Here is an 18,854-nt window from a genome sequence, read left to right on the forward strand (position 1 = left end):
ACAAGGTTGATCTTGTGCAAGCCGCCCGCCGGATGTGGCCAATGGAGCCGGCTCAAGTTTGCGGCCGAGTATGCTTCAGCGGAGTAATAAAGGCACGAGTGCGATCTCGCCCGCCGATGATGAGCGCGGCGAGTCCGGCCAGCCGCGCCCTCTGTCGCAGACCCTCAGAGCCGTTCGAGGCGAAGCATCGAGGCGTTGCCTACCCACGCGTCGCGCCATCGGCGGGTCGCCGTTTCGACCATGGCCTCGTTGCCGCGTGCACGATAGACCTCGCTCAGCCCGAACAATGCCCAACCATTGTTCGGAGCGAGATCGAGGCTTTCGAGAAAGGCGTTCTCCGCACCATCGAGATCGCCGACGCGAAGCAGCGCCGCCCCGAGCGACTGCCCGACCGGATAATACCAATGGCGCGGCTCCATATAGGAGAGGCGATCCTCCACTTTCTTGGCCTGTGCGAAAGCGCGAACGGCAGCCGGCCAATCATCCCCCGCTTGGGCGATCCGCGCCGTGAGAACGTGCCCGGCTATTTCAAGCACGTCACCTGCGGGCATTCCGCCGGCTTCCAAGCCGCTCAGGTCGGACGAGCGGGCGATCTCGGCAACCGCCGTTCTTTCGACCCGTGCAGCTTCAAGATCGCCGCGCGCAGCCTGGGCTACGCCGCGCATATAATGCCAGGCCGCGTCGACAAACGGGAAGGCGCCTGTGGGGCGCGGCATCGCAAGGATCGTTTCAGGATCGCTGAACTGGGTATGCGCGAAGAGGGGCGCGGCCTTGATCGGCTGGACAAAAGCAGGTGCGGTGCGCGCGAGCTCGTCCGAAATCACCCCGGAGAGCTTCTGCGCCGCCTGGATTGCTGTCGGTCCGTCGCCAGCCATTTGCGCCGAAACCAGCAGGAAGTGGATATTGTGCGGATAATAGCCGCCCGCATAGAGCCCCTCAGGCGCCACGGCTTGAAAGAAAGCCTCATCCATTGCGACTGCCCGGCGGTTGACCGCAAGCGAATCCGCATAGCGTCCGACACGGTAGTAGATGTGAGAGGGCATGTGAGTGAGATGGCCGGCATCGATTACCATCTTTGCGAGGCGATCGGCGTAGGGCTCTGCACGCTCGGGCGTGGCCGAGGCCTCGACGGCATGAATGTAGAGATGAATGGCGCCGACATGATCCGGATTGCGCGCCAGCACCCGCTCAAGCGTCGAGACGATCTCCGTCGTTTTCCCCTTCGGTCTTGTACCGTCACCGGTCCAGTAGTCCCAAGGGTTGAGATCCATCAAGGCCTCCGCATAAAGAACGGCAATATCGTCGTCGTCCGGAAACCTGCCAGCGACCTCCGCCATGGCATCTGCATAGGCCTGGTCAAGAACCGTACGGTCGGTATCCGCAGCATAGCGGTGCGCCAGAGCGGCGATCAACGCCTGCTCACGCGGAGACGCGTTGGGCGCAAAGGCCACGGCCTTTGCCACCGCGGCCATTGCGGCAGCATTTGCGTCTGGATCCATCGGAGCATTGATGTTGGGGCCGAGCACGAGCGCCTCGCCCCAGAAACAAATCGCGCAAGACGGATCGAGTTTCTGTGCTTGCCTGAAGTTGCGTGCAGCCTCGGCATGGTTGAACCCGAAACTCAGCATCATCGCCTGATCTATATGAGCCTGCGCTTCGTCGCTCGCTGTCGAGGCGGCGGAGCGATGACCGGCCAGACTTGGCCACAGAGGAACTTGTTCGCCGCGGATAACTGGCGCCGGAAGCTGGTTGCCGCCGAACTGTTTCAGTTCGGTGCTCTTGGCCAGGTGGTGCTTCTCGTCATGGGCAAGCGCGGGTGCGACGGCGATCAGGATCGCTGCGGACAGGGCGCTGGAGAGCAGATGCGTTTTCATGGTCGTTCTCATCTGTTTCGATCGGAGGCTAGCGTTTCGGTCGTTTCACGCGCCTTTGCGCCTCGTCCGGAACAGACGAGGTGGTCAACTTCGAAACGCGTCACGCCGATGTCCTTAAGGATGTAATCCGGCAACTCGTGCAGGGCGCAGCCGCGTGCACGACTGATCCGCCTCCGACGGCGGATTGTCTCGGCAACTCGTGCAGCGTAGCTTAAGAAGGCTGGGCTTCGCGCCGCTGCAAGGAAGGCCGATGGGTTGATGTTGAAGGTCATAGACATGGTGCTTCCCTTCTCGGTCTGAGTATCCAGCAGCCGGTTGAGTCTCGCCAATGCGGCCGTGGGAGACGACCGCCGAGTCACTCCTGATGCGACGGCTACGGTTCGTTCAGCCCTCATGTGCAGTCGATACACCCCTATAAATACATGGGTCGCGCCGCTGCGGCAGTTCCTTAAGTAACTGGGCGCAGCCATGGCGCGCTCCGCCTCGCGGCATGGTTCCAGGGCGGATTGGACGGCCCGGCAAAGCGCTTGAAATTCCGCAAGGCGGCGCCAGGCTCCCTGTCACCCAGGGATGCATCGCCGTCCTCGTTCGGGCGGGCAATGAACTGTCCTGCCGTCCGGACAAATTGGCTGCGGCGCTCACAAGCATGTGCTAATTCTCGCCACCGCTGACCAGATAGAGTATTCTCACCTCACGGCGACGGCCTTGTATTCAGTGCGCTCACCGGGAGCTTGGCGGGGGTGCAGCGGGGGGTGCAAAGTGGAGGAATCGACGCTCCGTACTGATAATGAGGCAGCGTTTCTGAAGCGCGAGCTTTTTGACGCAATCGAACGGCAGTCGGCGACCAGCGAAATCCTGCGGGTGATTTCGGCCTCAACCCAGGATGCCCAACCCGTCTTCCACGCCATAGCAGCAAATGCGGCAAGGCTTTGCGCGGCCGAATTTTGCTTCGTCTTCAGGTTCGAGGGAGAACGCCTCCATCCCGTCGCCTATCACGGCATTTCACCGGAAGGCATCGAAGCGGTCCGCGCCAAATTTCCGCAGCATCCCAGTAAAGGCAATGTCACCGGGCGAGCCTTCATAAGCGGCGCCATTGAACAGATTCCAGACGTATTCGCCGACCCTGATTACCAGATGCTGTCGCTGGCGAGCATCGTCTCCTACCGAAGTGCCATCGGCGTGCCGCTGATGCTGAAAGGACGTCCGATCGGATCAATCGCCGTCACGCGTCGAGAGGTTGGATATTTCCCGGATCGGCAGATCGAACTCCTGCGAACATTCGCGGATCAGGCGGTGATCGCCATCGAGAACGTGCGCCTTTTCGAAGAAGCGAGGTTACGCAACAGAGACCTGACCGAATCGCTTGAGCAGCAGACGGCGACAGGCGAAATTCTACGCGTTATCTCCACATCGCCCACCGATGCACAGCCAGTATTCGACACGATCGCACAAAGTGCCGCTCGCCTGTGCGGGGCCCAATTCTGCCACGTATTTCGATACGACGGACAGCAGCTCCACTTCGTGGCGTATCACCGGCTGGAGCCCGAAGGCGTGGAGGCCGTCCGCTCTCTGTTTCCCGCACCGCCCGACCGAGGCAGCGCGGCCGGGCGTTCCATTCTCAGCGGGTCGGTGGAACAGATACCGGACCGTGTCCTCGACGCCGACTATAAGGCACACACCACGCTTGAGGTGAAATCCGCGAACTATCGAAGCCTGGTTGGCGTCCCGATCATGCGGAAGGAAAAGCCAATTGGCAGCATTGTGGTGGCACGAACGCAGCCAGGAGTGTTTCCGGACCGCCACGTAGAACTTCTCAGGACTTTCGCCGAGCAGGCAGCGATTGCGATCGAGAATGTGCGGCTGTTCACCGACTTGGAGAAACGAAATCTCGAACTAAGAGATTCGCTACAGCAGCAAACTGCAACAGCGGATGTTCTCAAGGTCATCAGCCGGTCCGCGTTTGATCTCCAGGCGGTGCTCGACACTCTCGTCGAATCCGCCGTGCGGCTCTGCGAAGCCTATGATGCAGCCATTTTCCTGAAGGATGGAGGCGACCGGCTCTGCCTCCACGCTCATCACGGACCAATTCCGATCGATTTCACGGGCTGGCCGATATCACGCGACTGGGTCACGGGCCGAGCCGTCGTGGACGGCAAGCCCGTTCATGTGCCCGATCTGACTGCGGCGCCGTTAGAGTTCCCGGACGGACAGAGCATGGCTGTTCGGTTGGGCCATCGCACCATTTTGGCAGCGCCCCTGCTGCGCCAGCAGGAGGCGATTGGCGGTCTCGTGATCAGGCGGACAGAAGTCAAGCCGTTCACCGAAAAGCAGATTGATCTCCTCCAGACGTTCGCCGATCAGGCGGTCATAGCAATCGAGAACGTGCGGCTGTTCGACGAGGTGAAAGCCCGGACGGCCGACCTGGCCGAAGCGCTGGAGCAGCAGACTGCAACGGCGGATGTGTTGAAAGTGATCAGCCGTTCTGCCTTTGATCTGCAGGCGGTTCTCGATACCCTCGTGACCTCCGCTGCTCGCCTTTGCGAGGCGGACATGGCGACGATGACTCGCCCCATGGGCGGTGCGCACTATCCGGTCGCCAGCTACGGCTTCTCGCACGAATTCGGTGAGTATCTGCGCGCGCTGCCGCTGGAACCGGGGCGCGGGACGATCGTCGGACGTACCTTGCTCGAAACCCGGCCGGTTCAGGTCGCCGACGTTCTCGACGATCCGGAATACGAGTTGATCGAGGGGCAACGACTCGGAGGCTTTAGAACGGTACTCGGGGTACCGCTGTTGCGCGAGGGGAGCCCGATCGGCGTGCTTGCACTAACCCGATCAAATGTGCGGCCTTTCGTCGAAAAACAAATAGAGCTGGCGTCGACTTTCGCCGACCAGGCCGTGATCGCGATCGAAAATGTGCGCCTCTTTGAAGAGGTGCAAGCCAGAACAGAAGAACTGTCGCGGTCCCTCGAGGATCTGAGGACTGCCCAGGGCAGGTTGATACAGGCCGAGAAGCTTGCTTCGCTTGGGCAATTAACTGCCGGCATCGCGCACGAAATAAAAAACCCCCTGAACTTCGTGAATAATTTTGCGGCGATCTCCGTCGAGCTGGTGGAGGAACTGCAACAGGCACTTGACGGCTCTGTCGCTCAAGGCGCGAGCCGGACGGAGATCGACGATCTTGCCGAAATGCTCAAGGCCAACCTCGAGAAGATCGTCCAGCACGGCAACCGCGCCGACTCGATCGTTAAGAACATGCTCCTGCACTCACGCCAAGGCGCTGGCGAGCGCCGGCCGGCTGACATCAACGCTCTTGTCGAGGAGAGCCTCAACCTTGCCTATCATGGTGCGCGTGCCGCGAAGCAGGGATTCAATGTGACGCTGGAGAAATCCTTCGATCCGGCGGCCGGCGAAATTGATCTTTACCCTCAGGAGATCACACGCGCGCTTCTTAACCTGATCTCCAACGGTTTCTATGCGACGAGCCAGCGGGCCGCCTCCGAGTCTTGCGAGGGTTATGAGCCGACGCTGAGCGCGGTTACGAAGAACCTCGGTGACACCGTCGAGATCGTTATCCGCGACAACGGCCCCGGCATTCCGGCCGCGGTGAGGGAGAAAATGTTCAATCCGTTCTTCACCACCAAACCTGCCGGCGAGGGAACGGGACTCGGACTGTCCCTCAGCCACGATATTGTCGTGAAGCAGCATGGCGGTTCCATTACGGTCGACACCGAGCTCGGTCACTACACCGAGTTTCGCATCCACCTGCCGCGAATGGCCGCCGCAAGAACGGGGGCGAACCGATGAGTCCCCTCATCCTGGTGGTCGATGACGAGCCGGATATTGAGCTGCTTTTCCGGCAGCAATTCCGCCGAGACCTGCGCGCCGGCCGCTTCAAAATGGAGTTCGCGCGATCGGCGCCGGCCGCGCTAGCGCGGATTGCCGATGCCGCCGATGTCACGCTCATTCTCATTCTGTCGGATGTCAACATGCCTGGAATGAGCGGACTTGAAATGCTGCCGAAGGCGCGGAGCGTACGGCCCGACGTACCGGTGATCATGATCACCGCCTACGGCGATCCGGACACGAGACAAAGGGCTTTGGAAGGAGGCGCGGAGGCACTGCTGAGCAAGCCCATCGACTTCGTCGCACTGAGCGAAGAGATCAACATGCGTGTCGGGCGCTTGGTATGAGCAACTGTATCCTCGTTGTCGACGATGAACCGGACCTGGAAGCACTGCTCATTCAGAAATTCCGGCAGCAGATCCGCGATGGGGCGCTGCGCTTTCTCTTTGCCCGCGACGGTATCGAGGCGCTGGCAGTGATCGCTGAGCACGACGTGGACCTGGTGCTGAGCGACATCAATATGCCCCGCATGGATGGCTTGGCGCTCCTGGCGACGCTTCAGGAGAAGGGAACAGACCTGTCCACGATCATCGTCTCCGCCTATAGCGATATGCCCAATATTCGCACCGCGATGAACCGCGGCGCCTATGACTTTGTGACCAAGCCGATCGATTTTGCCGACCTTCAGGCTACAATCGCCAAGACGATCCACCACGTCGAGGCACTGCGCGAGGTGCAGCGCCGACAGGAGGCGGCCGAACATGCGCGGGCGGCGCTTTCTCGCTACTTCTCACCCAATCTCGCCGAACGCCTGGCAAACAGCCGCGACAGCCTGGACCTTGGAGGCACGCGCCGGGAAGTTGCCTCGCTTTTCACAGACCTGACCGGGTTTACCACCCTGGTGGAAACGATCGAACCGAGCGAGCTCGGTCGCCTCCTCAACGACTACATTGCCGGAATGACTGATATCGTCTTTGCCCACGACGGAACCGTAGCAAAGATAATCGGCGACGCGCTCCACGTGCTGTTCGGTGCTCCCTCCGATCAGCCGGACCATGCCACGCGCGCGGTCGCCTGTTCGCTCGAGCTTGACGCCTTCGCATGCTCCTTCCGGGATCACTGTCACAGAAAAGGAATCTCGCTTGGCCACACACGCATTGGAGCGCACGCCGGAACCGCAGTCGTTGGCAATTTCGGAGGAGGGCGGTTTTTCGATTACAGCGCCTATGGTGATACCATTAACGTCGCCGCACGCCTGCAAGCCGCCAACAAAACCTTGGGCACGCGAATGTGCGTGAGCTCCGTTATTGCTGTTAGGGCACAGGCGTTCTGCGGCCGCCCGGTCGGCGACCTCGTCCTCAGGGGCCGCGCCCAGCCGATCCGGGCTTACGAGCCGCTTGATGCCGAGACTTGCGCCAGCTCAGAAACACAGGCGTACCTGCGGGCTTTCCAGGAGCTGGAGTCGGGCGATCCTCATGCAGTTGCAGCATTTGCGGCCCTCGTTGGCCGCGACGCGGAGGACCGGCTCGCCGGCTTCCATCTGAAGCGACTGTTAAATGGTGAAGTAAAAACGACGATCAAGCTCTGAAGATTGTCGCCACCTGATCCTCTGATCAGTGGGATCTATCATGCCTCCTCTTGACCTTCCGAATTGCCTGCCCAACCCAAACGAGGTGAGGTGATCTGTCCATTTGACCCATGAGCAATTCAAAACTGCGTAATCGAGATTCCATCCAACCTCGAGAAATGTTCTGTAACCCCGACTACACGGGTCGACATTATTTTAGGTATCAAGAATTTGTTCTAATAACGGCGCATCAATATTAAATATTGTTAAGATGACCGCCAGATAAACACCGATCATTATTGTCATCGAGGCTGGATACTGCCGGCGACTGAGGTCGCGACCCGACAATATCAGGCAGCCCCGACTGGAGGCTCATGCTTCCTCATTTTCTAGGAGACAAGAAAATGCGCTCGTTCATCAAGACACTTCCAATCGCAGCTCTCGTCCTGTCCCTGGCAGCGGGCGGTGCACTCGCCGCTGAACATCAGGGGCACGAGGATCGCGGCATTTCCTTGAGAGGCCCTGAAAACGGCGACTACTACAGCGGACTTTTCGGGGGCGACGGCGCTGCAGCGCCGGCGGTACCGGTATATCAAGCTCCCACCGCTGTGCGCGCGCCACGGCTCAGCAATATTCTCAGCGAGCTGCGTGCTGCCAACCATCTCATAGACACCAAGCGCTCAGAAGGCGAACTCAATGCCGTGACGTTCAACCGGCTGCGGCGTGAGGAAGCCAGCATTCGCGCACGGGCTGTTCAGGTGGCGGACCTGCACGGCGGCGCGATTCCAAGGGTATCGTATGCACACCTGCAAAAGGATGTGCGTCGACTTGACGGCGATATTGCCCACTCGGCCTGATGGCCATGCTCGCGGGCTATACCCTTCCGCCGCTGGAGAACCGCCGCAGCTCAGCTGCGGCGGTTTCCACAAAGCAAGATGTTTCCAGGGAAGCTGGAAGACTTCGAAGCTTGTGCCGCGGCTATCTTGACGCTGCGGCTGCGGTTTCGCCCGGCGGCAAGATCCTGAACATAAAGGTCGGCACCTTTTCCCCTGGCTTGAACGGACCCGGTACCTGATGGCTTACCGGTTCCAGGCTTTGAAGGAATGCCGCGATTGCGTCTGCGTCTTCCTTTTTGAGTTGCGCAAATGCGTGCCACGGCATAATCGGCGCCAGCATGCGGCCGTCGGGACGCTGCCCGGTCTGAATGGCAGTCACAATCTGTTCCCTGGTCCAGCTGCCGATGCCAGTCTCCTTGTCGGGCGTGATGTTGCGACCGATGAAAACGCCCTCCCCGGGGATTTCGAAGCCTACATCGGACCCGCCGAGAAAACGTGAGCTGTCGGGTTTTCCGAAGAAATATCCCGGCGTGTGGCAGTCGTTGCAGCCGCCGATCGTGACGAGATATTCCCCCCGCGCCACCTCGGGATCGTCGGCAGCAACTGCAGCCAGCGGCTGTAGCCCCAAAGCAGATGTGGCGAATAATGCGAATCCAAAGCTTAGCCGAGACATGCTTACCTCCCCCTGAGGCTCGCTGCTGAGGAAGACTGAATATCATAACGGAGTCGCGCTATATATTAGCCATTTTGAATTATCGGAACTGGATGTCGGCCGCAGAGCCCGACTTCGCAGCTAGGCGCATCATGTCGCCGCCACAAGCGGGCAAGTGCTTCATCGAACGCGCCGCGGCGATGTGCGGATGGCCGCTTCGACCCGGCCGGAGCGACAGTCTTCGCGTCTAATTGTAACAACAATTGTTGCGATTTTCGTGGCGTGCTGTATGCTGGCGGCTCGGACGAAATTCGGAGCGAGATAGACCAATGGAACGTGTTGTGGACGCGGCAATCGTCGGCGCTGGTATTGCGGGTCTAAGCGCCGCTTTGTTCCTCGGAAGAGCGGGCCGTTCCGCGATCGTATTTGATGGAGGCCCAAGCCGAATCGAAAGCGTCGGGGAAGTTCGCGAATATCTCGGTTTCGATGGTTTGCCGCCCCGGGAGCTTCTTTCCCGTGCCCGCGCCGAGGTTCACGGGTATGGGATCGGGATCAAACGTCACCGGGTATCCTCCGTGACGCCGCAGGCCGACGGGCTTTTCGAGGTGCAACACGGCCATTCGGTAACGTTTGCCCGTACAGTTGTTCTTGCGACCGGGCTGATCGACAAGCTGCCTCCGCTTTCGGGATTACCTAAGGTCTGGGGTCGAGATCTTCGCGTCTGTCCGTGCTTCGATGGTTATGAGGTGCAAGGAAAGCGCTTCGTCGTCTTCGGCGTGCCGAAGAGGCTGGTCCACATGGCATCGTGGGTTTGGATGTGGTCTCGCGATGTGACGGTGGTTTCGCAGCATGCATTCACGGATACCGAGCTCGAACGGCTGCGGCTTCTGGACATCGACGTGATAGCCGACGAGGTGACGGGACTGGTTCACAGCGGCGAGCGACTTGAAGCGCTCATGACACGCAAGGGCAAATCGATCGCCTGCGACGCCGCATGGATTGCCGCTGACATGGTAGCGGCCTCCGAACTCGCCGCACACCTGTGCGATGTCGACGAAATGGGACTGGCGCGGGTCGACGGCGCCGGCCGGACAAGCAGACCGGGGATTTTCGCCGTCGGAAACGCTGCAGATCCTGCCGCGCATCTCGCGCATGCATCCGCCGCCGGCACCAATGTCGGCCCGCATATCGTCATGTACCTGCTGGAGAGAGAAATCGAACGGCGGAAATTCAGCCGGAAGGATGCACATCCGGCCGACATTTCCCAGAGAGTGTCATGAGAATCGACAGCCGCTTGTCCCGCATGCTGCACGTCCTGCTGCACATGGCGCGCCATGATCGTCCCTACACGTCCGAGCAGATTGCCGGAATGCTTCAGACGAACGCTGTTGTCGTACGCCGGACCATGGCCGGCTTGCGCGCCCACGGCTATGTTCGATCCGTCACCGGACAGGGTGGCGGCTGGACGATCGCCTGCGACCTCAACAGAACGACCCTGCTGGACATTCATCGGGCGGTTGGCGGCCGTCATATCTTCGCGATTGGCATCGACAACGCCAATCCATCCTGCGCGGTCGAACGGGTCGTCAACAGCTCAGTCGCGGATGCGCTCAATCAGGCCGAACGGCTGCTGATGGGTAGACTGGGCGAGATCACACTCGCCGACCTGGCGGAAGAGTTCGATGCCATCTGCCGAGCCGAACTCAAACAGTAGCGCCTCTGCCGGCCGGCTCGGAGTTAGCTACGGGCTCGACTTCGAGGTTGGGTTCGGCGAACCGTCCTCTCAGCTGCCGACCGCGGCATCAAAATTATACACCCGTATAACAATTCTCTTGCCTGGCGGAAGGTTCCCGATATTTTGGCGGTCATCCGACCGCCGCGCTTCCATGCGGCGACCGCAGTTCCTTCAGGATGGCAGACCATGTCCCGAGACCCCCGCTTCGATATTCTTTTCGAACCCGTCAAGATCGGGCCGGTCACGGCCCGCAACCGCTTCTACCAGGTGCCCCACTGTTCCGGCATGGGCTACCGCTATCCCAATGCGGAGGCCCATCTGCGCGGCATGAAGGCGGAAGGCGGCTGGGCCGTCGTTTCGACCCAGGAGGCGGAAATCCACCCGACATCGGACCTGACGCCAGCCAACGAAGCCCGCCTTTGGGACGACGGCGACCTCCCTGCCCTTTCCGCCGTCACCGAGCGCATCCACGCCCATGGCAGCCTCGCCGCGATCCAGCTCGTGCACAACGGCCTGCACGTCGCCAACCGTTTCAGCCGGATGATTCCGCTCGCTCCTTCGCACGCCGTCAGCGACAGCCTCGATCCGGTCCAGGCGCGCGCAATGGACAAGGCCGACATCGCCGACATGCGCCGTTGGTACCGCAATGCCGCGCTGCGTGCCAAAAGGGCCGGCTTCGACATCATCTACCTCTATGCCGGCCACGACATGAGCGTGTTGCAGCACTTCCTGTCCCGCCGCCATAATGCCCGCAGCGACGAATATGGCGGCTCCTTCGAAAACCGGCTCCGTCTGTTCCGGGAGATTCTCGACGATGTGCGCGACGCGATCGGCGACACCTGCGCGCTCGCGGTGCGCCTTGCCGTCGACGAACTGATGGGCCCTTTCGGCATCACCTGGGAGGGGGAAGGCCAAGACATCATCTCGGCGCTTGGCGAGCTTCCCGACCTTTGGGACGTCAACCTCTCCGACTGGTCGAACGACAGTCAGACGGCTCGCTTCTCCGAGGAAGGCTACCAGGAGCCCTATATCCGCTTCGTCAAATCCGTCACGACCAAGCCGGTGGTCGGCGTCGGCCGCTATACGTCTCCGGACAGCATGGTGCGGGCGATCAAGCAGGGCATTCTCGACTTCATCGGCGCCGCGCGCCCGTCGATTGCCGATCCCTACCTGCCGCAGAAGATCGAGGAGGGCCGCATCGATGACATCCGCGAATGCATCGGCTGCAACATCTGCACCTCCGGCGACAACACGAACGTACCGATGCGCTGCACGCAGAACCCGACGATTGGCGAGGAGTGGCGCAAGGGCTGGCATCCGGAGATCATCGCGAAGTCGGAAACCCCCGAACCCGCCCTCGTGATCGGCGGCGGACCCGCGGGCCTCGAAGCGGCACGCGCGCTCGCCCAGCGGGGCGTCGATGTCGTGCTGGCGGAGGGCGGCGGCGAATGGGGCGGCCGCGTCGCGCGCGAATGCCGGCTGCCCGGCCTGGCGACCTGGGGCCGCGTGCGCGACTGGCGCGTGAGCCAGCTCAGCACCCGCGTCAACGCCGAGCTTTACCTGCACAGCCTGCTTTCGGCTTCCGACGTGCTGCAATACGGCATCCCCCATGTGGCAATCGCGACGGGCGCGAACTGGCGCACCGACGGCGTCGGCCGCACCCACCGGGTGCCGCTCGACTTTCTGTCGGCAGGTACCCTCGTCTCTCCCGATGCCATCCTTTCCGAGGGCGCCCGGGCGGTGCCCACCGACGGGCCTGTCATCGTCTTCGACGACGATTGCTTCTACATGGGCAGCGTGCTCGCCGAATTGCTCGCCAGGGCCGGCCGCATGGTTATCTTCGTGACGCCCGAATGCCAGGTTTCCCCCTGGAGTAAAAACACGCTGGAACAGGGACGCGTCCAAAAGCGCCTCATTGACCTCGGTGTCGAAATCATCACGGCCATGGCCCTTGCCGATCGCACGAAAGACCGGCTCGAACTATCATGCGTCTACAGCGGCAGGACCCGCCCGGTGGAGTGCGCCGCTCTCGTCCCAGTCACCGCCCGCCTGCCGGACGAGACCCTGTGGCTGGAACTCAAGGCCCGCGAAGACGAGTGGGCTGACGCCGGCATCAAGAGCGTGACCCGCCTCGGCGACTGCCTCGCGCCAGGGCTGATTGCAGCCGCCGTCTATTCTGGCCATCAATATGCCCGGACCTATCAGGAACAGGTCGACGTAGATCGAGCTCCGTTCCTGCGCGAAGATATTGCGAGGCTTCATCGTCTGTGCTCGGCGTAGGACGGTTTGCGGCGGCCAGGAGCGGATGAGGCATGCCGCGCAGGAACTGTCACCTGAAGTAGCTGCGAGGGATCAACTGTTCTTTTCGCACACGACTTACCAGTTGATTATGCGGCGGGCGACAAGCCCCCCTGCAAGCGACAGGATTACGACTGCCATCGTGTACCAGATTGCAACGAAAAGCGGAGAGTCATCCGTGCAGTGCGAAGCATAGAAAGCCGCCGCAACGCCGCCGGCGGCCAAGCCGGCAACCGCGCCCGCAAGCGCGGGATGTGACGGAGCTCCATGGCGCAGCGCCAGCAGCAGCAGAGCGAGCGGCCCGATGCCGATCAGCGGTATAAAGGTCAGGCACACGAGAGCGTTCGTTCCAAAGAGCTTCGGGAACCATGTGCTTGCCGGGACGGCAAAGAGCTCGGCGATAACCGCCAGTGCGATTAGTACCGGCGCGACCATCAGAGTGGGCAGCAAGTCGCGCGGCTCGGTTTCCGGCCGGGAGAGCGAGCGCAAGGCGCCAAGGCAGCTGACTGCAAGGACGATCGCCGCCACAATCTTGAACGGGAAGCGCAACGTCTGCATTGCGCTTGCAATATCCGGCCTCGGACCAAGGAAGGCGAAGAAGACACCTGCAGCGAGGGCGACGGCGAGGGCAATGGCGCCCGACCAGGCGACAGTCATCGGCATGCCGCTTCGCCGGTTGTCCGCAGCCAAGGCCTTGATGAGTTCCTGCGTTTCCATATCACTTCCGTCCAAATCGCCTGGCGATGGCAGCAAGGCCGCGATGGAGCGCGACGCGAACCGCGGTTTCATTCATGTCGAGGCTTCTTGCAGCCTCGGCGATCGTGCGGCCCTCCACCGATATAGCAGTCACGACCGAGCGTTGGCCGGGCGTCAGCGCCTCGAGCGCGCGGCCAATCTCCCAGTCCCTGGCGGTTTCCGCCTCCTCTGTCACGAGAACGTCCTCGACCGCGTCGAGTCGCACGCGAGCATGGCGGCCATGCCGTCGCAAGGCATCCACGAGCTTATGCCTCGCGATGGCAAACAGCCAAGGCTTCACAGGTCCGTCGGTTCGCCAGGTATGGCGCTTCAAATGGACCGCCAGCAGTGTCTCCTGGACGACATCTTCGGGATCAAGGCCATTGGCCACTCTCCGGCGCGCCCAGATTCGAACAAGGGCAGCCGCGTTTTGCAGGAAATCGCTGTAGGCCTTCTCGTCGCCACCAAGCGACATACGAAGGAGCCGGGCGAGATCGCGGTCGTCAGCGCCGTTCACCTGCTCTTCCTTCCTATTCGCCGACATTTGCCACTTGTTACATGCCCCCACGCGGCAAATGTTTGCCGCGCAGGCCGTGGGGCCGGAAGTATGCGTTCTTCCTAAATCTTCCCGCACCCGTCCTAAAATCAAACGTCACCGCGCTCACGAAAGCGTGTAGCGGTCGATTGTAACATCCCGCTCGGTGGCCGCGAAGGACGGACTGCGTGCCTATGCTAGGCGCACGCAGCAACGATGGAGGGAAGACCATGACAACCAGAAGCTCGATCAACACGGCCATGCTTGCCGGCGCTGTGGCAACCGCGGTGTCGTCGCTCGCCATGGCCGCGCCGCTTTCGCAGGCCGAGGTCAAGGCCGCAATGGATGCAGGCAAGGAGAAGTGCTACGGCGTCGCGCTCAAGGGCCAGAATGATTGTGCAGCAGGCCCCGGCACGACCTGCCAGGCCACGTCGACTGTCGACTACCAAGGCAATGCCTGGAAATTCGTCGACGGCGGCACCTGCACGACTATGGAACTGCCGGGTGACCGCAAGGGCTCGCCGGAGCCGCTGACGCGCGATCTTCCATCTTAATCGGAACAGCCGGAAAGTGGAGGCGACAATGCCGGAAGTGGCAATTCACGCTGATCGCGCCCCGCCAGAAGCGCTCCGCTTTCCGGCGCATCCGGTCGATGGACTGGCCGGAACCAGCTTTAAACATCAGCATCTGCAGGACATTCTCGCCGACGGACCGGCTGGCGGCTTCTTCGAAGTTCATGCCGAAAACTATATGGGAGCCGGCGGCCCTCCGCATGCCGCGCTGACGAAGATACGCGAGGACTATCCGCTATCGCTTCATGGCGTGTGCATGTCGATCGGCGGACCGCAGCCGCTGGACAAAGGCCATCTCGGCCGCCTCGCTGCCCTCGTCCGCCGATACGAGCCGGCGCTCGTTTCGGAACATCTCGCCTGGTCTACGCACGACTCGACCTATTACAACGACCTATTGCCCTTGCCTTACACCGAGGCAAGCTTGCAGCGCGTGGCAGAACACATCGACGAGGTACAGGAGGCGATCGGACGGCCGCTCCTGCTTGAGAATCCCTCGACCTACCTGCTTTTCAGGGAATCGACGATGAGCGAAACGGCGTTCATCCGGGAACTGGTGAGGCGCACCGGCTGTGGCCTCTTGCTCGACATCAACAATGTCTTCGTTTCGGCCACCAACCATGGCTTTTGCGCCCTCGCCTATCTATCCGACTTTCCGCTGGCCCATGTCGGCGAGATTCACCTCGCCGGCCATACGGAGCAGGAGGACGATGAAGGCGATCTGCTGTTGATCGACAGTCACGATGGGCCGGTCGCCGACGCGGTGTGGAAGCTCTTCGAGGTGGTGATCGCCCGACATGGCCCGACGCCTACGCTGATCGAATGGGATAGCGCTATTCCGGATTGGCCGGTGTTGAAACATGAGGCGAAGGCCGCCCAAATGCTCATGGACCGCCACGCCGCCGGCCTTCGACAGGAGACGTTGCATGGGCGCGGTTAGGGACTGTTTCTTGAAGCCGGCGGACGACCTCAACTATCCCGGAAGCTTCGTGGCCGGCCTGCTCGATCCCGCTTGTCCAACCCCGACGCTCCTTGCCGGCCCGCACGGCAAGGCGGCCGACAGGCGCTTCAACGTCTACCGCAACAATGTGACGGTAAGCCTTATGGAGGCGCTGGCTGCCACATTCCCGGCGACGAGGCGCATCACCGGCGAAGCATTCTTCCGTGCCATGGCCCGGTTCCATATCCGCGAGACGCCACCGAAATCGCCACTCCTCTTCGAATACGGCCAGGACTTTCCCGACTTCATAGAACGCTACGAATATGCCAAGCCGATGCCGTGGCTGGCCGATATCGCGCGGATCGAGCGCGCCTGGCTCGATGCCTATCATGCGCCGGACGCAGCCGTCCTGCTGCCGCAGGCGCTGGCAGCCGCTGAGCCCGCTGAACTTGCCGACCTCGTTTTCGAGCCGCATCCGGCGACCGGTCTGGTCCGCTCCTCCTATCCGGCCGTGACCGTGTTCTCTGCAAATCGCGGGGATGGTCCGGTCGGGCGCATCGAGGCCACGGCCCCGGAAACCGCGCTGATCACCCGCCCTGCGCTCGAGGTGGAGGTCCGCGCTCTTCCGCCGGAGGTCGGCATCTTCGTCGTCAGTCTCCTCGAAGGGGAGCCATTGGGCCGTGCCGCGGTCGCGGCGCAGGCTCGCCACCCCGGCTTCGATCTTGCTCCTGTCATCAGGATGATGCTGGAGGCCGGTGCTTTTGCCGCTATTGGCCATGGAGGACGAAAGGGCGATGTTGGGACGTAACTTCCTCGACGGACACGAGAACGGGAAAAAGAGAAGCTTGCTCGGCCGAACCGACGGCATGATCGCCGCCTTCGTCCCGGCGTCCTTGGCCCAACTCGCCTTACGCCTGGCGCTTGCCGTGCCCTTCTGGCGCTCTGGCATGGGCAAATGGGATGGTTTTCTTGAACTCAACGACGTTGCCCTTCTTCTGTTCACGTCGGAATTCCAGCTTCACCTGCCGGGCGGGCCATATCCGTTCCCGGCACCGGCGGTGACTGCCTTCATTGTCGCCTGCGCCGAGGTCTTGTTGCCCATCTTCCTGGTCCTGGGCTTGGCGACACGCCTTGCCGCGCTCGGGCTTCTCGCAATGACGATCGTGATCCAGTTCACCATTCCGGACGGGTGGCCCATTCATCTGACCTGGGCTGCGATGGCTTTGGGCGTCATCGCCGCGGGTGCGGGGCGGCTGTCGCTTGACCACTGGCTCATGACACCGGTTGCGCCCGGAAAATGAGCAGCCGGAGTCTCGATCCGCACCGATCCGAGCCAGACAATCCGCCGCCGAGCGCGAACTGACGGCTGTGCCGATTCAGCTGATGCTTGCGCTTGTAGACCCGTAACGTGGTAGCCGAGACGCTTCTGGTGCCGGAACCCGGCTCGCTTCTACAACGCCAAGCCGTCGTGAATCCCCCGCCTTGAACGGCATCGACCCGTCGACCTACCGCCGCCGTCGGATTCTCGTTTTCGATGTAAGTGAAGATGGTGTCGCGATCGTCAAGCGCAAATCGCGCCCAGACGAGCCTCATCGATCACCCGGCGCAGCCTTGCGCAAAGCTGCCGACCGGCGCTCTCGAAAGTGCGCATCGGCATCGTCGACGTCGGGTCGGGTATCCTCGAGTGCCCGCAGCACTTTGGCACGGAACCAAGCGTCGTGCGCCTCGCTGTGACTGAAGAGTTCCAGCGGCAGGGCGCCCTCATTCGCAGTCCGAGTCAACAGGATTCGAACAGCGTCCGAGACCGTCAGACCCATGTTCTCTAAAACCGCCGTGGCGCGCTCTTTGACCTCGGCATCGATCCGAGTCTGAACAAGTGCATTTGAAGCCATGTGCAATCTCCTTCACCGCCAATGTAATGCACATGCATGACAGATACTAGAGCCGCCGCGACGGTCTCATGCCAAATTCAAACCGACTCGGGCCGGCTACAGCGCCGTTCCTGTTGATAGATTATGCGATCTTGTGGTCCGGAACGTGAACATCCTCGCAACAAGCCGCGCACAGGCCTCGTGCAGAATGGCTCTCTTCGACACCTTAAGGATGGAAACGGCAGGTGCGCCCCGTTGACAGCCTCAATTCGTTTATCCGATCGAGGACGCTGCTGTGAGGCTCGCGGGTATGATCTCGCGTTGCAACAGCTTCAAAGGTTTAGCCAAGAGCGTGGCTTGCGAGGCCGTAGAGGTTTGTTCCGGGCACCACGTCCGCGCCGCCTTTGCCCTGACGGGACATTGCGAGCACGGTGTCGAAGACGGTCAGGCCCGACTGTAAGAGGAATGTGGCGAAAGGGCCTGTCTCGGCCGGTGTGTCGAGCCTCAGAAACTGATTCTCGTGTGCGGCGACATGCTGTCGGATAACTGCGATGGCATCAGCATCAGAGTCCGCAACGACCGGGCCGATAACATGACCTCTGCCAAAAGGACGGCAAAGCGCGAAAGCGTGAAGCCGACCGTCGCGAAACAACCCGTAACTTTTGGCTTGTGCGAAGAGTTTGCCAATCAGCGCCACCCTCGAAATACCGAATGCCCGTGCATCCAGTTCAGCGACCGCGGGAAAGTCCTCCCCTTCCAGTCGCCGAACGGCCGACTGCTCCGCCGGCGATAAGCTCTCGGTCGAGAGGTGGACAATGCCTTGGCATTGATAGATGGTCCGCAAGGGCTGGAAACCGAGCGAATGATAAAGACGGCGGGCAGGCCTCGTCGCATTGAGCCTGAGATGGCGTCCCCGGCAATCCGAAAGCACGTGATCCATGAGCCAACGTGCGGTGCCGTTTGTCTGCAGGCGCGGAGAAGTGATCACCATGCCTATGGTCGCGAAATCGTCGCCATGCGGGAACCACATGGCAGAACCTGTTAGCCTGCCAATATCATCGCGCGCGACATAGCCGTGGCCGCACTCGCGCAGAAACTGCAAATCCTCCGAACGCAGAGGCCAACCGACGGAAACGGACAAGGCATGCAACTGTTCGAGATCGGCGCTCTCGATTGTGGCCACATGCATTTTGAAGCTGTCGATCAATTTAGAATCGGCTGCCGGTGCGCCCACCCTTTGCCTCCCGCCATTGTTTTTGCTTTCGTCTCATCTTCGCCAGTAGAGTTTCAGCCAGGCGGTGGCGAAAGCTTTTCTTGCTCACAATAGGACCTGACGCACGACACGATTCGCTTGAGAGCGTATTGCGCACACAACAATCCTCCGAATTCGACGCGC

The 18,854-nt window shown here is 61.3% G+C and carries 17 protein-coding genes and 1 pseudogene; 11 read left to right on the forward strand and 7 right to left on the reverse strand.

Annotation, left to right across the window (positions count from 1 at the left end):
- Positions 1 to 164: 164 nt before the first annotated feature.
- Positions 165 to 1,886 (reverse strand): tetratricopeptide repeat protein, encoded by a 1,722-nt coding sequence (locus SINAR_RS0108545; RefSeq protein ID WP_027998714.1) that lies wholly within the window; start codon positions 1,884 to 1,886, stop codon positions 165 to 167.
- A 747-nt stretch (positions 1,887 to 2,633) separates the two neighbouring features.
- Here SINAR_RS0108545 and SINAR_RS01000000133195 point away from each other — a divergent pair.
- The 4 genes from SINAR_RS01000000133195 (at position 2,634) to SINAR_RS0108565 (ending at position 8,144) form a co-directional block, all read left to right on the forward strand.
- Positions 2,634 to 5,681, forward strand: a complete 3,048-nt coding sequence (locus SINAR_RS01000000133195) for a GAF domain-containing protein (protein ID WP_033057206.1) — start codon at positions 2,634 to 2,636, stop codon at positions 5,679 to 5,681.
- Positions 5,678 to 6,067, forward strand: a complete 390-nt coding sequence (locus tag SINAR_RS0108555; protein ID WP_027998715.1) for a response regulator — start codon at positions 5,678 to 5,680, stop codon at positions 6,065 to 6,067. The genes SINAR_RS01000000133195 and SINAR_RS0108555 overlap by 4 nt, the downstream gene beginning before the upstream one ends.
- Positions 6,064 to 7,308: an adenylate/guanylate cyclase domain-containing protein gene (locus SINAR_RS0108560; protein WP_027998716.1), complete on the forward strand. Its 1,245-nt coding sequence runs from the start codon at positions 6,064 to 6,066 to the stop codon at positions 7,306 to 7,308. The genes SINAR_RS0108555 and SINAR_RS0108560 overlap by 4 nt, the downstream gene beginning before the upstream one ends.
- Positions 7,309 to 7,691: 383 nt before the next feature.
- The gene (locus SINAR_RS0108565; RefSeq protein WP_027998717.1) at positions 7,692 to 8,144 is read left to right on the forward strand and encodes a hypothetical protein; all 453 of its coding nucleotides are present in this window, start codon (positions 7,692 to 7,694) and stop codon (positions 8,142 to 8,144) included.
- A 121-nt stretch (positions 8,145 to 8,265) separates the two neighbouring features.
- On the opposite strand, the gene SINAR_RS0108570 is transcribed toward SINAR_RS0108565, so the two are convergent.
- Entirely contained in the window at positions 8,266 to 8,796 is a 531-nt protein-coding gene (locus tag SINAR_RS0108570) for a cytochrome c family protein (protein ID WP_027998718.1), read from the reverse strand.
- A 308-nt stretch (positions 8,797 to 9,104) separates the two neighbouring features.
- Between SINAR_RS0108570 and SINAR_RS01000000133200 the strand changes: the two genes are divergently transcribed.
- The 3 genes from SINAR_RS01000000133200 (at position 9,105) to SINAR_RS0108585 (ending at position 12,790) form a co-directional block, all read left to right on the forward strand.
- Entirely contained in the window at positions 9,105 to 10,055 is a 951-nt protein-coding gene (locus SINAR_RS01000000133200; RefSeq protein ID WP_050577450.1) for an NAD(P)/FAD-dependent oxidoreductase, read from the forward strand.
- Positions 10,052 to 10,489: an Rrf2 family transcriptional regulator gene (locus SINAR_RS01000000133205; protein WP_033057208.1), complete on the forward strand. Its 438-nt coding sequence runs from the start codon at positions 10,052 to 10,054 to the stop codon at positions 10,487 to 10,489. The genes SINAR_RS01000000133200 and SINAR_RS01000000133205 overlap by 4 nt, the downstream gene beginning before the upstream one ends.
- Before the next feature lie 207 nt (positions 10,490 to 10,696).
- Positions 10,697 to 12,790 carry an oxidoreductase gene (locus SINAR_RS0108585; protein WP_027998719.1) on the forward strand — a complete coding sequence of 698 codons (2,094 nt, stop codon included), beginning with the start codon at positions 10,697 to 10,699 and terminating at the stop codon, positions 12,788 to 12,790.
- A 96-nt stretch (positions 12,791 to 12,886) separates the two neighbouring features.
- Here the strand turns inward: SINAR_RS0108585 and SINAR_RS0108590 are convergent, their stop codons facing one another.
- Together SINAR_RS0108590 and SINAR_RS0108595 are read right to left on the reverse strand one after the other, a co-directional pair.
- On the reverse strand, positions 12,887 to 13,525 hold the full coding sequence (locus SINAR_RS0108590; protein ID WP_027998720.1) for an NrsF family protein: 639 nt from the start codon (positions 13,523 to 13,525) through the stop codon (positions 12,887 to 12,889).
- Position 13,526: 1 nt separating this feature from the next.
- Positions 13,527 to 14,060 (reverse strand): sigma-70 family RNA polymerase sigma factor, encoded by a 534-nt coding sequence (locus SINAR_RS0108595; protein WP_027998721.1) that lies wholly within the window; start codon positions 14,058 to 14,060, stop codon positions 13,527 to 13,529.
- Positions 14,061 to 14,308: 248 nt separating this feature from the next.
- Here SINAR_RS0108595 and SINAR_RS0108600 point away from each other — a divergent pair, with 248 nt between their 5' ends.
- The 4 genes from SINAR_RS0108600 to SINAR_RS0108615 are packed head-to-tail and all read left to right on the forward strand — an operon-like array spanning position 14,309 to position 16,888.
- The gene (locus SINAR_RS0108600; protein ID WP_027998722.1) at positions 14,309 to 14,632 is read left to right on the forward strand and encodes a BufA1 family periplasmic bufferin-type metallophore; all 324 of its coding nucleotides are present in this window, start codon (positions 14,309 to 14,311) and stop codon (positions 14,630 to 14,632) included.
- Between the two features lie 28 nt (positions 14,633 to 14,660).
- Positions 14,661 to 15,587 (forward strand): MNIO family bufferin maturase, encoded by a 927-nt coding sequence (gene bufB, locus SINAR_RS0108605; RefSeq protein ID WP_027998723.1) that lies wholly within the window; start codon positions 14,661 to 14,663, stop codon positions 15,585 to 15,587.
- Positions 15,574 to 16,395 (forward strand): HvfC/BufC N-terminal domain-containing protein, encoded by an 822-nt coding sequence (locus SINAR_RS0108610; RefSeq protein WP_027998724.1) that lies wholly within the window; start codon positions 15,574 to 15,576, stop codon positions 16,393 to 16,395. The genes bufB and SINAR_RS0108610 overlap by 14 nt, the downstream gene beginning before the upstream one ends.
- On the forward strand, positions 16,382 to 16,888 hold the full coding sequence (locus SINAR_RS0108615; RefSeq protein WP_441004979.1) for a DoxX family protein: 507 nt from the start codon (positions 16,382 to 16,384) through the stop codon (positions 16,886 to 16,888). The genes SINAR_RS0108610 and SINAR_RS0108615 overlap by 14 nt, the downstream gene beginning before the upstream one ends.
- A gap of 205 nt (positions 16,889 to 17,093) precedes the next feature.
- Here SINAR_RS0108615 and SINAR_RS1000000137725 read toward each other — a convergent pair.
- The 3 genes and pseudogenes from SINAR_RS1000000137725 to SINAR_RS0108625 all read right to left on the reverse strand — a co-directional run.
- Positions 17,094 to 17,180: pseudogene (locus SINAR_RS1000000137725) on the reverse strand (type II toxin-antitoxin system mRNA interferase toxin, RelE/StbE family); the annotation flags it as partial.
- On the reverse strand, positions 17,177 to 17,479 hold the full coding sequence (locus tag SINAR_RS0108620) for a type II toxin-antitoxin system RelB/DinJ family antitoxin (RefSeq protein WP_027998726.1): 303 nt from the start codon (positions 17,477 to 17,479) through the stop codon (positions 17,177 to 17,179). The gene SINAR_RS0108620 and the pseudogene SINAR_RS1000000137725, both read right to left, overlap by 4 nt.
- Before the next feature lie 319 nt (positions 17,480 to 17,798).
- A complete protein-coding gene (locus tag SINAR_RS0108625; RefSeq protein ID WP_027998727.1) occupies positions 17,799 to 18,692 on the reverse strand; it encodes a GNAT family N-acetyltransferase in 894 nt (297 codons plus the stop codon).
- Positions 18,693 to 18,854 lie beyond the last annotated feature (162 nt).

Origin of the sequence: Sinorhizobium arboris LMG 14919, from assembly GCF_000427465.1 — a bacterium.
Lineage (GTDB): Bacteria > Pseudomonadota > Alphaproteobacteria > Rhizobiales > Rhizobiaceae > Sinorhizobium > Sinorhizobium arboris.

Excerpts from the sequence above, each read along its gene's own strand:
- SINAR_RS0108545 (WP_027998714.1), bottom strand. The coding sequence starts at position 1,886 with ATGAGAACGACCATGAAAACGCATCTGCTCTCCAGCGCCCTGTCCGCA.
- SINAR_RS0108555 (WP_027998715.1), top strand. The coding sequence starts at position 5,678 with ATGAGTCCCCTCATCCTGGTGGTCGATGACGAGCCGGATATTGAGCTG.
- SINAR_RS0108560 (WP_027998716.1), top strand. The coding sequence starts at position 6,064 with ATGAGCAACTGTATCCTCGTTGTCGACGATGAACCGGACCTGGAAGCA.
- SINAR_RS0108565 (WP_027998717.1), top strand. The coding sequence starts at position 7,692 with ATGCGCTCGTTCATCAAGACACTTCCAATCGCAGCTCTCGTCCTGTCC.
- SINAR_RS0108570 (WP_027998718.1), bottom strand. The coding sequence starts at position 8,796 with ATGTCTCGGCTAAGCTTTGGATTCGCATTATTCGCCACATCTGCTTTG.
- SINAR_RS01000000133200 (WP_050577450.1), top strand. The coding sequence starts at position 9,105 with ATGGAACGTGTTGTGGACGCGGCAATCGTCGGCGCTGGTATTGCGGGT.
- SINAR_RS01000000133205 (WP_033057208.1), top strand. The coding sequence starts at position 10,052 with ATGAGAATCGACAGCCGCTTGTCCCGCATGCTGCACGTCCTGCTGCAC.
- SINAR_RS0108585 (WP_027998719.1), top strand. The coding sequence starts at position 10,697 with ATGTCCCGAGACCCCCGCTTCGATATTCTTTTCGAACCCGTCAAGATC.
- SINAR_RS0108590 (WP_027998720.1), bottom strand. The coding sequence starts at position 13,525 with ATGGAAACGCAGGAACTCATCAAGGCCTTGGCTGCGGACAACCGGCGA.
- SINAR_RS0108600 (WP_027998722.1), top strand. The coding sequence starts at position 14,309 with ATGACAACCAGAAGCTCGATCAACACGGCCATGCTTGCCGGCGCTGTG.
- bufB (WP_027998723.1), top strand. The coding sequence starts at position 14,661 with ATGCCGGAAGTGGCAATTCACGCTGATCGCGCCCCGCCAGAAGCGCTC.
- SINAR_RS0108610 (WP_027998724.1), top strand. The coding sequence starts at position 15,574 with ATGGGCGCGGTTAGGGACTGTTTCTTGAAGCCGGCGGACGACCTCAAC.
- SINAR_RS0108615 (WP_441004979.1), top strand. The coding sequence starts at position 16,382 with ATGTTGGGACGTAACTTCCTCGACGGACACGAGAACGGGAAAAAGAGA.
- SINAR_RS0108620 (WP_027998726.1), bottom strand. The coding sequence starts at position 17,479 with ATGGCTTCAAATGCACTTGTTCAGACTCGGATCGATGCCGAGGTCAAA.